The sequence below is a fragment of the Methylobacterium sp. EM32 genome (assembly GCF_040593685.1).
Classification (GTDB): domain Bacteria; phylum Pseudomonadota; class Alphaproteobacteria; order Rhizobiales; family Beijerinckiaceae; genus Methylobacterium.
Window position 1 is genome coordinate 1 of the sequence record NZ_JBEXZS010000214.1, and the last position, 11,624, is coordinate 11,624.

At 69.3% G+C, this 11,624-nt stretch carries 10 protein-coding genes; 5 read left to right on the forward strand and 5 right to left on the reverse strand.

Annotation, left to right across the window (positions count from 1 at the left end; all coding sequences use genetic code 11):
- Nucleotides 1-224 precede the first annotated feature (224 nt).
- Nucleotides 225-776, reverse strand: a complete 552-nt coding sequence (locus ABZT49_RS27715) for a DUF4337 family protein (RefSeq protein ID WP_355290874.1) — start codon at nt 774-776, stop codon at nt 225-227.
- A 230-nt stretch (nt 777-1,006) separates the two neighbouring features.
- Here ABZT49_RS27715 and ABZT49_RS27720 point away from each other — a divergent pair, with 230 nt between their 5' ends.
- The 3 genes from ABZT49_RS27720 (at nt 1,007) to ABZT49_RS27730 (ending at nt 4,827) form a co-directional block, all read left to right on the forward strand.
- On the forward strand, nt 1,007-1,702 hold the full coding sequence (locus ABZT49_RS27720) for a hypothetical protein (protein WP_355290876.1): 696 nt from the start codon (nt 1,007-1,009) through the stop codon (nt 1,700-1,702).
- A 99-nt stretch (nt 1,703-1,801) separates the two neighbouring features.
- Nucleotides 1,802-3,463 (forward strand): Na/Pi cotransporter family protein, encoded by a 1,662-nt coding sequence (locus ABZT49_RS27725; RefSeq protein ID WP_355290878.1) that lies wholly within the window; start codon nt 1,802-1,804, stop codon nt 3,461-3,463.
- A gap of 566 nt (nt 3,464-4,029) precedes the next feature.
- Complete coding sequence (locus ABZT49_RS27730) at nt 4,030-4,827, forward strand: tail fiber protein (protein ID WP_355290880.1); 798 nt, start codon at nt 4,030-4,032, stop codon at nt 4,825-4,827.
- A gap of 581 nt (nt 4,828-5,408) precedes the next feature.
- On the opposite strand, the gene ABZT49_RS27735 is transcribed toward ABZT49_RS27730, so the two are convergent.
- From ABZT49_RS27735 to ABZT49_RS27750, 4 genes are all read right to left on the reverse strand, one after another.
- Nucleotides 5,409-6,452, reverse strand: coding sequence for a sn-glycerol-3-phosphate ABC transporter ATP-binding protein UgpC (locus ABZT49_RS27735; RefSeq protein ID WP_355290882.1), 1,044 nt, complete (start codon nt 6,450-6,452; stop codon nt 5,409-5,411).
- Between the two features lie 5 nt (nt 6,453-6,457).
- Nucleotides 6,458-7,273, reverse strand: coding sequence for a carbohydrate ABC transporter permease (locus tag ABZT49_RS27740; RefSeq protein ID WP_355290884.1), 816 nt, complete (start codon nt 7,271-7,273; stop codon nt 6,458-6,460).
- Nucleotides 7,274-7,283: 10 nt separating this feature from the next.
- Nucleotides 7,284-8,195 (reverse strand): sugar ABC transporter permease, encoded by a 912-nt coding sequence (locus ABZT49_RS27745; protein WP_355290886.1) that lies wholly within the window; start codon nt 8,193-8,195, stop codon nt 7,284-7,286.
- Nucleotides 8,196-8,452: 257 nt separating this feature from the next.
- Nucleotides 8,453-9,808, reverse strand: a complete 1,356-nt coding sequence (locus ABZT49_RS27750; protein WP_355290888.1) for an ABC transporter substrate-binding protein — start codon at nt 9,806-9,808, stop codon at nt 8,453-8,455.
- A 134-nt stretch (nt 9,809-9,942) separates the two neighbouring features.
- Between ABZT49_RS27750 and ABZT49_RS27755 the strand changes: the two genes are divergently transcribed.
- Together ABZT49_RS27755 and ABZT49_RS27760 are read left to right on the forward strand one after the other, a co-directional pair.
- The gene (locus ABZT49_RS27755; RefSeq protein WP_355290890.1) at nt 9,943-10,725 is read left to right on the forward strand and encodes a GntR family transcriptional regulator; all 783 of its coding nucleotides are present in this window, start codon (nt 9,943-9,945) and stop codon (nt 10,723-10,725) included.
- Nucleotides 10,722-11,606 (forward strand): dihydrodipicolinate synthase family protein, encoded by an 885-nt coding sequence (locus tag ABZT49_RS27760; protein WP_355290892.1) that lies wholly within the window; start codon nt 10,722-10,724, stop codon nt 11,604-11,606. Before ABZT49_RS27755 ends, ABZT49_RS27760 begins: the two co-directional genes overlap by 4 nt.
- The last annotated feature ends 18 nt before the right edge of the window (nt 11,607-11,624 follow it).

An 11,624-nucleotide genomic window follows, 5' to 3' on the forward strand; every position in this document is an offset into this window, starting at 1 on the left:
AGATGGCGCCCGTCATCATGGTCGCGACCTCTCCGGAAGCGGCGTCCCCTCTCCCGGCTCGCTCCGCTCGCCACCCTCCCCCGCAGAGGGGGGAGGGAAAAGCCCGCGTCATTTTTCTCCGGACAGCCCTGCCGCAGAAGGAGAGGGTTCTGGCGCTGCGGCCATCGCTTCGGCACCGTGAAGCTTGCGGTGCCGTATGCCGTGACACTGCGATAGGCAGTGCTCTAGACCAGGTGGAACGCGTGCGGCGCGAACAGCCCGACCGCCAGCATGGCGATCCCGGCGATCCCCAGCGCTCCGCCCGCGAAGGCGAGCGCGGCGATGCCGGTGATGACCTGGGCCGAGGCGAGCACGATGCCGATCTGGAAGGCGGCCGATCCCAGCTCGTAATGGTGGTAGCGGGCGAGCGAGAGGTCGCGCTTGGCCTCGGCCGCCTTGGCCTTGGCGGCGAGTTCCTTGCGGCCGTCGCCGGAGGCCGGGTCGGATTCCCAGCGCGCCATGGTCTTGGCCCATTCCTCGGTCTGCTTCTTCACCGCGTCGGGCGACGCGCCGGGATCGAGGGCGGCCTGCTCGCTCGCGGTCTTCAGGACCGTGGCGCGGATCGTGCGCGCCTGGAAATAGGCCCACTGGTTAGCGGATTCGACGTTGGCGCCGAGCGCGTCGGTCTGGGCGCTCTTCGCCAGGGTCTCGCCGAGGGCGAGGAAGAGCGCCAGCACCGAGATCAGCAGCGCGACCTTCTTGTTGGAGGCGTCGACCGCCCCGTGACCACCCGACATCGTCGTCTCCCCTCAACCGGCCATGACAGGCGCGCCCCGCGCCCGGTCTGGCGTAACCCTGCGACAGCACGAAGACCAGCCGCGCCGCGCTTGAGCGGCGAATCGGCGGCACCCGCGCCTTCATAGCCGGGCCGCGGGACCGTGCCAGCCCCCGCTTGCGGCGCGAGGCCGGACCGGGCAGGCCTCCCGCGACGGCCCCGTCCGCGGGCCGACCCGGAGAGACGCCCCTCATGTCGCCTGCCCGCCTCCTCCTCCCGCTGCTCGCCGGCCTCACGGCCGCCCTCCCCGCCCGGGCCGCCGGGCCGGACTGGCCCGATACCTACCTCTCCCGCGTCGAGGCGACGGCGGTGATGCAGAGTCTCAACGCCGCTCTGCTCGCGAGCCGCAGCGCCACCGCGACGCTGGAGGGCTGGTGCGCCGCCCACCGCATGGCCGAGGCGCCGCGCCTCGTCGCCCGGCTGGAGCGGGGCGTCGACAAGCCGGCCTCGCCTGAGACCCGCAAGCGCCTCGCTGTCGGGCCGGACGAGCCCCTGCGCTACCGCCGGGTGCGGCTCGCCTGCGGCGACCACGTGCTGTCGGAAGCCGACAACTGGTACGTGCCGGCCCGCCTGACCCCGGAGATGAACCGGGTGCTGGAGACCACCGACACGCCGTTCGGCCGGGCGGTGTCGTCCCTCGGCACCACCCGCCAGACCGTCGGCGCCGAGCCGCACTGGCAGCCCCTGCCCGAGGGCTGGGACCAGGCGGCGCCCCCGGCCCCGGCCTGTGGCACGCTCGGCGTGCCGGAGCACCTGTTCAGTCACCGCGCGGTGCTGTTCACGGGCGAGCGGCAGCCGTTCTCGGAGGTGGTCGAGACCTATAGGCGCGAGGTCCTGGACTTCCGGCGCGCGGCCCGGCCAGCCGATCCCGCCTGCCCCAAGCCCTGACGGTTACGGGGTGGGCAGCAGACTTGCATGGCGGGCAGGAACCCGGATGCTCCGGATCTGTATCCTCACCCCGGACCGGACGGAGGCCGCCTCAGGCGAATGGACACCACCCTCACCCTGCTCGACCTCTGCGGCGCGGTCGCGCTGCTGCTCTGGGGCATCCACATGGTGCAGACCGGGGTGCAGCGCGCCCTCGGGCCGCATCTGCGCCGTCTGCTCGGGGTGGCGCTCGGCAACAGGGTGAAGGCGCTGGCGGCGGGCCTCGGCGTCACGGCGCTCCTCCAGAGCAGCACCGCCACCGGCCTGATGGTCGCCTCCTTCGCCGGGGCCGGGCTGGTGGCGGTGGTGCCGGCGCTCGCCGTGATGCTCGGCGCCAATATCGGCACCACGCTCATCGTGCAGGTCCTGTCCTTCGACGTCGCCCGGGTGGCGCCGGTCCTGGTGCTGGTCGGCGTGATCCTGTTTCGCCGCGGCGCCGACCCGCGCACCCGCGACATCGGCCGGGCGGCGATCGGCCTCGGGCTGATGCTGATGGCGCTCGCGCGCCTCGTCGAGGTCATCACCCCCTACGAGGACGTGCCGGCCCTGCGGGTGCTGCTCGGGGCCGTGGCGACCGACCGGCTGATCGCCCTGATGCTCGGCGCGGTCCTCACCTGGGCGGCGCATTCGAGCGTCGCGATCGTGCTCCTGGTGATGTCGTTCACGCAGGCCGGGGTGCTGCCGCTGGAGGCCGGGATGGCACTTGTGCTCGGGGCCAATCTCGGCTCGGCCCTCAACCCGGTGCTGGAGGGTTCTCGCGAGGGCGAGGCTGCCGGACGCCGGGTGGCGCTCGGCAACCTCGTCACCCGGGCGCTCGGCTGCGCGGTCGCCCTGCCCTGCCTCGGGCTGATCGGGCCGCTCCTCGTGACCTGGCAGCCCGACCTGTCGCGGGCGGTGGCGGATTTCCACACCGCCTTCAATCTCGCCCTCGCGCTCGTCTTCCTGCCGCTCCTCGGCCCCTTCTCAGGTCTGCTGCGCCGGCTGGTGCCGGAAAAAATCGACGCCCACGATCCCGGCCGGCCGATCCACCTCGACGAGGCCGCCCTGGAGACGCCGCCGGTGGCGCTCGGGGCCGCCGGCCGCGAGGCCCTGCGGATGGCCGACGTGCTGGCCGAGATGATGAGCGGCGCCGGCGAGGCGCTGACCGGCGGCGACCGCACGCGGGTCGCGCAGATCCGCCGGATGGACGACACCCTCGACCGGCTCAACGCCGCCATCAAGGCCTACCTCGTCCGCCTCGACCCCGAATCCTTGAGCGAGGACGACGAGCGCCGGATCGCGACGCTTCTCGCCTTCACCACCAACCTGGAGCATGCCGGCGACATCCTCTCGCGCAACGTGATGACCCATGCGGCCAAGCGCCTGAAGCGGGGCTTGACCTTCTCGGCGGAGGGCAAGGCGGAGGTGGGGGCGCTGCTGGCGCGGCTGTCAGCGAACCTCAGCGCGGCGGGCGCCGCCTTCCTGACCGAGGATCCCCGCGCCGCCCGGCGGCTCGCCGACGAGAAGGCGGTGTTTCGCGATCTCGAGGCGAGGGCGACCGAGGCGCATTTCCGCCGCCTGCGCGAGGCCGGCCCCGGTCCGGGACCAGCCGAGGCCACGGCCCTCTATCCTGACCTCGTGCGCGACCTGAAGCGGGTCAACGACCATCTGGTGGCGGGAGCGGCCTACCCGATCCTGGAGAGCCGGGGAGCGCTCCGCTCCAGCCGCCTCGAAGCGCCGTGACTGCTCGCACCAGAGCGCTGCGGCCGCGCGGTGCGGCCTCCCTAAGCTCCAGGGAGGACGACTGCGCCGTCACGGCTCTCGGAGGGTCCGCGGCCGAGACGCGCATGGCGGATGTCGGTTCCGACGATACGCGGCGCGCCAAAGGCGACGTGCGCGTTGCGGCGATCACCCTACCGAACCGCCATTCTCGTCCGGTCGACCCGTCCGTTCGACATCCTCAATTTTCGTCATGACCCCTCGCTCACCCGGCTTAGGTCAGTCTAACATCTATATTCATTCTATCTCGAAATATTGGCGACTTGATTTCTGATCTTATGCTTGATATTCATAATAATATGCTTGACCAATAGCATAAAAGCGCGATATTTTTGGTAATTCACGATTATAATACACATTAAATACACCTTCCACATCGGACGCTAATATATTTCGATTAGCGGTTTTGTTAAACTTTTCCACCCAACCTCTGCGCGTCGCCAGGATGATCGTCTGAAACGACGATTGCTTGATTCGACATAGATCTTTTCAATAAAAATCCTGCTTGATCACAGCCGAGATCTCATCCCATGCGAGCAATGCTCCGTTCCACCTTCCGCACCGCTATGCTGGCGACCGGCCTTGCCGGCATCAGCGCGCCGGCCCTCGCCTGCAACTCGGAAACCTATGTCGGGACGATCTGCACGTACGCCTTCTCGTGGTGCCCGAGAAACTACATCCCGGCCGACGGGCGGTTGTTGTCGGTTCAGCAAAACCAGGCTTTGTTCAGCCTGCTCGGATTCACGTTCGGCGGAGACAATAGCTCGACTTTCGGAGTTCCTGATCTGCGGGGGCGGGTCGCCGTCGGCAGCGGCACGGGCGCCGGATTGTTGCCCGTCGGATACGGCCAGAAACTCGGGCAGCAATCCCTGGTCCTCACTCCCGCCCAGACCCCGCTCCTCCCGCACACGCATGCTGCGACCTTCGCTGGAACCGGCGGCGGATCGACGACAGTGAACGTGCCGGCATCCACGGGCGGCGCGGGCGTGAGCGTGAATACGACGGCGGTGAACAGCGGCAGCGCGTCGGTCCCCGTCGTGTCGAGCGGCATGACGGTCTATCCCGCGAATGCCGGCGTCTTCTCGGCGGGAAACAACACACTGAAGGGTCTCTACACCGCGACAGCCCCGGCGACCGGCACCGCGGCCACCATGCCGGTCACGGGCAACGCGGCCTTCAGCTTCACCGCACCAACGGGGATCACCGGGGGCACCGTCAGCATTGCGCAAGCCGGTGCGGCCGCGACCGCGCCGGTCTCCACGCAGCCGCCGTCGCTCGGGATGACCGTCTGCATCGCGGCTCAGGGCCTGTACCCCGACCGGCCGTAAAGCCCAAGCCTGCGGGCGTCGTGTCGTCCCACCCCCGGCAGCGCCGCCGGTACGCCCGCTCGGCCAGGGACACCCGGAGCCCGCTCGATGCGCTTTTTCTGAAAGCGGCTTCAGGCGGGCGCATCGGATGCGCTCGCCGTCGAGGCGCACTCCAGAGCATTGTCCGACGAAGCAGACCCCGGCTCTTCGGAAAATACAAAAAAAATCAGAGACTCAGAGCCTATTTGAGCGGTTGCGCCGATCGATCTGCACACAGGCCGACATCTCTCGACGTCATCCCGGGGCTCGTCGAAGACGAGAACCCGGGATCCATAACCGCTGACGCTGGAGGAAGAATCTGTCAGCGTTCCGCTTCATCCTGCACCATCAGCGGTTATGGATCCCGGGTTCCGCTGCGCGGCCCCGGGATGACATCGAGGGCTTCAATGCGGTTCGGCCAACTCAAACAGGTTCTCAGAATTCTGTCTGATCGCACCATGATCGAGCAGACCCCGATCATGGTGCGATCGGACGGAGCTTTCGGTGTTTGATGGTGTCGCATCGTCTTCGACGAACCGGTATCCACTTCGTCGAGAAATGCGCTACACTCGGTACCCCTCCGCCGAGAATAAAGCTCCCCGCCCCGGATCGAAGGTCAGCGCGATCGTCTCCCCCAAGACCGGCGCCGCATCCCCCGGCAGCCGGGCCAGCACCCGCTCCTCGCCGGCGACCACCGTCACCAGGGTATCCGCCCCGAGGGGCTCGACGAGGGAGATGACGCCGCGGATCGCTGGCCCCTCCCCGCCGAGGCTCAGATGCTCCGGCCGGATGCCGAAGGAGGCCCGGCCCGCATGCGCGCTGCGGGTCGGGATGCGCTCGCCGCCCGGCAGGGTGACGGTGCCGCCGGCCACCTCGACCGGGACGAAGTTCATCGCCGGCGAACCGATGAAGCTCGCGACGAAGCGCGAGGCCGGCGCCCGGTAGAGCTCGGTCGGGGTGCCGATCTGCTCGATGCGGCCCTCCTTCAGCACCACGATGCGGTCGGCGAGCGTCATCGCCTCGACCTGGTCGTGGGTGACGTAGATCATCGTGGCGCCGAGGCGCTGGTGGAGTTGCTTGATCTCCGCCCGCATGTCGACGCGGAGCTTGGCGTCGAGGTTGGAGAGCGGCTCGTCGAACAGGAAGATCTTGGGATCGCGCACCATCGCCCGGCCCATGGCGACGCGCTGGCGCTGGCCGCCCGACAGCGCCTTCGGCTTGCGGTCGAGGAGGTGGCCGATCTGCAGCACCTCGGCGACGCGGTCGACCTTGGCGGCGACCGTCTTCTTGTCGACGCCCGCCATCTTCAGGCTGAAGCCGATATTGGCCGCGACCGACATGTGGGGGTAGAGCGCGTAATCCTGAAACACCATCGCGATGTCGCGCTGCCAGGGGGCGAGCCCGTTCACCACGCGTCCGTCGATGGCGATCTCGCCGTCCTGGAAGTCCTCGAGCCCGGCGATCATGCGAAGCAGCGTGGACTTGCCGCAGCCGGAGGGCCCGACGAAGACGACGAACTCGCCGGGCGAGACGTCGAAGCTCAAGCCCCGGATGACCTCGGCGGTGCCGTAGCGCTTGACGACGTTGCGGATCGAGAGAGCCGACATCGGGTCTATCCCTTCACCGCCCCGGACGACAGGCCCGAGACGAGTTGGCGTTGGACGAGGAGGGCGAGGACGAGGGGCGGCAGCGCGATCATGGTGGCGGCGGCCATCAGGGCGCCCCAGTTGGTCACCCCCTCGCCGATGAAGTTGAACGACGCGACGATCGCCGTCTTGGTGTCGAAGCCCGACAAGGCGAGCGCGAACAGGAAGTAGTTCCAGGTGAAGACGAAGCAGAGGATCGCCGCCACCACCAGCCCCGGCGCGACGAGGGGGAGCGCGATGCGCCACAGGATCGCGTGCGGCCGGCAGCCGTCCATCTGCGCCGATTCGATCAGCGCCCGCGGCAGGGCATCGAAATAGGGCAGCAGCGTCCAGAGCGCGACCGGCACGGTGATCGCCCCATGGGTCAGGATCAGCACCGTATAGGTGCCGATGAGGTCGACCTGCGAGAACAGGATGAACCAGGGCAGCAGAAAGAGCGTGCCCGGCGCCATGCGGGCGAACAGGGTCAGCGTCGCCGGCCAGGTGGTGCGGTGCCAGGAGATCGCGAAGGCGGCCGGCGCGCCGAGCACGAGCCCGAGCAGGGTCGCGCCCGCCGCCACCACCAGGCTGTTCCAGGTGTTGTGCAGGAAGTCGGTGCGCAGGAACAGCTCGCGGTAGTTGTCGAGGGTCGGCGTGAAGATCAGCTGCGGCGGCAGCGCCATCACGTCGCGGCTGACCTTGAACGAGGACAGGACCATCCAGGCGAGCGGCGCCAGGACCGCGACCAGCATCGCGACGACTTGCAGGCGGCCGAGGATCCGGCGGGGTGCAGTGGGGGCCATCGGCGGTTCCTCAGTAGCTGAGCGCGCGCCGCAGGCGGGCGAAGACCATGACGGTGCACAGGACGACGAGGGAGAGCGTCAGCATCGCCGCCGAGGCGTGGCCGAAGCGCGAGAACTCGAAGCCCTGCTGGTAGGCGTACATGTTCATGGTGGTCGAGGCGTTGCCCGGCCCGCCGCGGGTGGCGATGAAGACGAGGTCGAAGAAGCGCAGGAGATCGACCGAGCGCAGGACCGCCGCGGTGAGCAGCGTAGGCCCGAGGAGCGGCAGGGTGACGTAGACGAAGCGGCGCCAGCCGATCACCCCGTCGACTTCTGCGGCCTCGAACACGCTCGCCGGCAGCGATTGCAGGCCGCCGAGCACGATCAGACCGACGAACGGCGCCCATTGCCAGGTATCGACCAGCGCGACGCTGAGGAGCACCCAGCGCGGGCTCGCGAGCCACAGGAGCGGCCCCGCCCCGACCGTGCCGAGCAGCCAGTTCACGATGCCGACGGAAGGGTCCAGGATCACGATCGCCAGCATGCCGACCACCACCGGCGGCATCATGAACGGCGTGATCGCGATGGTGCGCACGAGGTGGCGGGCGGTCCTGACGCCGTTGAGCACGGTGCCGAGCCAGGTGCCGAGCACGAGCTGCATCGCGAGCGCCACCCCGTAGAGCATCCAGGTCACCCCGAAGGCGTTGAGGAATTCCGGGTCGCTCGCCAGGTTCAGGTAGTTGTCGAGACCGACGAAGCGCGGCTCGGTCCCGAGCGAGGCGTCCTGGAGCGAGATCCACGCGGCGTAGACGAGCGGGAAAACCATCATCAGGACGACGAAGGCCACCGCCGGCCAGACCATCCAGGAAAACGAGATTTTTTTCTGGCCGCGGCGCACCCGCTCGGGGGCGATCGTGACGGCCGGGCTGGCGATGGTGCTCACGCGTGTCCCCCGTGGCGGGATGTCGGCCGGTGTCGGAGCCTGCGCGACCGACATCGTGGGATCCCACCCTCGACCTCATCCTGAGGTGCCCATGCAGTGGGCCTCGAAGGAGGGCTCCAGGGATCACTGCGACTTCTGGAAGCCTCCTTCGAGGCTGCCTGCGGTCGCACCTCAGGATGAGGTCGAGGGTGGGAAGGAATCGGCTGTCGCGACACGACGATCGCGTGTCGAAGGGCAGCCGAGACGCGGCAGTTCGGCTACTGCAGCTTGAGCAGCGCCGCGTCCGCGTCGCAGGCGGCCTGCTGCGGGGTCTTCTGGCCGAGGACCACCTCCTGCGCCGCCCGGCCGATGATCTCGCGGGTCTCCGGCACCCGGTCGGTCGGCGAGGCATAGTCGCCGGTGCCGCGGCGGCTGATCTCGCTCACCGCCGCGACCCATTGCTGGCGCACCGGCTTCTGGCTCGCCCAGGCCCGCATCCCCTCGCCCTCGAAGACCGAGGTGCGGGACGGCGCGACCCCGCGATCGACCAGGGTCGCCTGCATCTCGGGCGAGGTCGCCCATTGCAGGAAGTACCAGGACGGGCCCTTGCGGCGGGAATACTCGGAGATCGACAGGCCCCAGCCGAAGCCGATCGGCTGCGACACGCCGCTCGTACGCCCCTTCGGCAGGAGCTTGATGCCGAGATCGTCCTCGCGGCCGGGATACTTCATGATGTTGGAGAATTCGTTCGAGGATTCGTGGGTCATGGCGACCTTGCCCTGGCCCAGAAGCTCGACGACCTGCGGGAAGCTGTGGTTGGTCGCGCCCACCGGGCCGTAATCCTTGAGGAGATCGGTGTAGAGCGTCAGCCCCGCGACCGATTCCGGCCGGCACAGGCCGGGCTTCGTTCCGTCCACCGACTTGAAGCCGCCGCCACTGTTGAACACGAAGGCGGCCATCGGGTACGGCACGGCGTTGCGTACGCCGCGGGCGGCCCAGGCGTTGATCGACGGATCGCAGGCCTTGATCTTGCGCGCCGCGTCGAGGATATCCTCAAGATATTCTGGCACCGTGACGTTGCACTTGGCGAAGATGTCCTTGCGCCAGTAGAACAGCGGCCCCTCGACGTTGATCGGCAAGCCGGTGAGCTTGCCCCCGAAGGTCTCGTTGCGGATCAGGCCGGCGCCGAAATCGTCGAGCTTGAACTCCGGCGCGGTCTGGCTCGGATCCTTCAGCATCGGCGCGACGTCGGCGTACCAGCCGGCCTTGTTGTAGACCGCGCCCTCGCGGATCTTGAGCGAGATGTAGACGTCGACGTCGGAGGACTTGGCCTGGAGCAGCGTGTTCAGCCGCGCCCGCTGCGGGTCCTCGTTGAGGATCTCGATGCGGAGCTTGATCCCGGTCTTGTCGGTGAATTGCTGCGCCATCTCCCGGACGGCGTTGCTCCAGGGATGGTTGGTGAGGACGAGGTTGATGGTCTGGCCATCGTACCGTTTCCAGTCGAAGCCCTCGGCGGCGGCCGGGGCCGCGCCGGCGAGGCAGGCGGCGATGAGGCCGGCGAGGGCGACGGCAGGCCCGCGTCTCCTTGCGGAGCGGGAACGGGTCGAGGCTCTCGCGTGCGGCGTCGTCGTCATGGTTCCTCCTCGGACCGGATCCCCGGTTCTCGTTCACGCCGCTGACCAGCGGCGCCCGAGCGCCGTCCAATCACTGCGTGTTAAACGACCCTTTAGCGATTGACAGACTGACATGTCAATGAGAGACGAGTGATATGAAACAGCGCGACCAAGCCTACGACGCCTTCGTCCAGCAATTGCTGGACGGGCGCCTGGCGCCGGGCTCCTTCGTGACGCAGCGCGAGCTGGTGGCGCTCACCGGCCTGCCGCTCGGCGCCGTGCGCGAGATGATCCCGCGGCTGGAGGCCGACGGGCTGATCTCGACCCTGCCGCAGCGCGGGCTCCAGGTCGCGGCGGTCGACCTGCGGCTGGTGCACGAGGCGTTCGGGCTGCGCGAGATCATCGAGACCGCGGCGGTGGCGCATTTCGCCCGCACCGCGCCGGCCTCCCTGGTGGCGTCCTTGCGGGCCGCCCACGCGCGGATCAGCGCGCAGGCCGCCGAGGGTGTCACCGAGGCGCTGATCGCCGAGGCGCAGGCGACCGACTGGGGCTTTCACGATGCGGTCGTCGCCCATCTCGGCAACGGCCTCGTCTCGGAGATCCACCGGGTGAACCTCATCCGCATCCGGGTCATCATGCAGAGCCGCGTCGCGCTCTCGCCCGAGGTGCTGCCCCCCGCCTTCGCCGAGCACGCCGCGATCCTGGCGGCGGTGGAGGAGCGCGACGCCGACGGGGCCGCCGCCGCCCTGCGCCGGCACCTCGACACCTCGCGCCGCCGAGCGCTCGGCCTTGACACCGGCCGGGAGGCCGACCGGCGCGAGGCGCCCCTCGATTCCGAAGGGCGCGAGGCGCCCGCATCCCGTGATTCTAACGGGCGCGAAGCGCCCTCATCCCTTGATACCAACGGGCGCGAAGCGCCCTCTCGGAGGACTGCATGACCAACGCCATCACCGGCCTGTGGGTCGCCCTCGCCACGCCGCTCGACGCGACCGGCGCGGTCGATCACGGCGCCCTCGTGCGCCACGTCCGGTTCCTGATGGACCGGGGCTGCGACGGCGTGGTGCCGTTCGGCACCACCGGCGAGGGCACCTCGTTCTCCGCCTCCGAGCGCCTCGCGGCGGTCGAGGCCCTGCTCGCCGCCGGCATCCCGGCCGCGAAGATCGGCCTCGGCACCGGCTATCCGGCGATTCCGGACAGCATCGCGCTGACCAAGGCGGCGCTCGGCCTCGGCCTCGTCCACGCCCTGGTGCTGCCGCCCTACTTCTACTGCGACGTGACCGAGGCGGGCATCGTCGACGCCTTCGCGGCGATCCTCGACGGCGTCGGCGACGACCGGCTGCGGGCGACGCTCTACCACATCCCGCAGACCTCCGGCGTCGGCCTGCCGCCGGCCGCGGTCGCGACCCTGCGCGCCCGCTACGGCCAGCTCGTCGCCGGCGTGAAGGACAGCTCGGGCGACTTCGCGCAGTTCCAGGCCCTCCGGGCGGCGGCCCCCAATGTCGCGGTCTGCGTCGGCAACGAGGCGGATATCGGCCGGGCGCTCGCCGAGGGCGGGGTCGGGACGATCTGCGGCATGGCCAACATCGTCCCCGACCTGGTGCGGGCGATGTTCACCGATCCCGCCGCCGCCGAGCCGATGCGGGCAGCGATCGGCCTGATCCGCGGGCCGTTCGTGCCGGTGCTGAAATCCGCCATGGCGGCGATGACCGGCGAGGCCGCCTTCGGCCGGGTGCGCGCGCCGCTCGTCGCGGTGGAGGCGGGGGTGGGGCAGCGCATCGCCGGCGAGCTCGCCGGCCTGTCGCGTGCCGCGGCGGCGTGAAGTCTGTTAGACCGTGAT

Bases quoted from the DNA above. Each gene is read 5' to 3' on its own strand.
- ABZT49_RS27750 (WP_355290888.1), bottom strand. From the start codon at position 9,808: ATGACGACGACGCCGCACGCGAGAGCCTCGACCCGTTCCCGCTCCGCA.
- ABZT49_RS27725 (WP_355290878.1), top strand. From the start codon at position 1,802: ATGGACACCACCCTCACCCTGCTCGACCTCTGCGGCGCGGTCGCGCTG.
- ABZT49_RS27720 (WP_355290876.1), top strand. From the start codon at position 1,007: ATGTCGCCTGCCCGCCTCCTCCTCCCGCTGCTCGCCGGCCTCACGGCC.
- ABZT49_RS27735 (WP_355290882.1), bottom strand. From the start codon at position 6,452: ATGTCGGCTCTCTCGATCCGCAACGTCGTCAAGCGCTACGGCACCGCC.
- ABZT49_RS27740 (WP_355290884.1), bottom strand. From the start codon at position 7,273: ATGGCCCCCACTGCACCCCGCCGGATCCTCGGCCGCCTGCAAGTCGTC.
- ABZT49_RS27715 (WP_355290874.1), bottom strand. From the start codon at position 776: ATGTCGGGTGGTCACGGGGCGGTCGACGCCTCCAACAAGAAGGTCGCG.
- ABZT49_RS27730 (WP_355290880.1), top strand. From the start codon at position 4,030: ATGCGAGCAATGCTCCGTTCCACCTTCCGCACCGCTATGCTGGCGACC.
- ABZT49_RS27755 (WP_355290890.1), top strand. From the start codon at position 9,943: ATGAAACAGCGCGACCAAGCCTACGACGCCTTCGTCCAGCAATTGCTG.
- ABZT49_RS27760 (WP_355290892.1), top strand. From the start codon at position 10,722: ATGACCAACGCCATCACCGGCCTGTGGGTCGCCCTCGCCACGCCGCTC.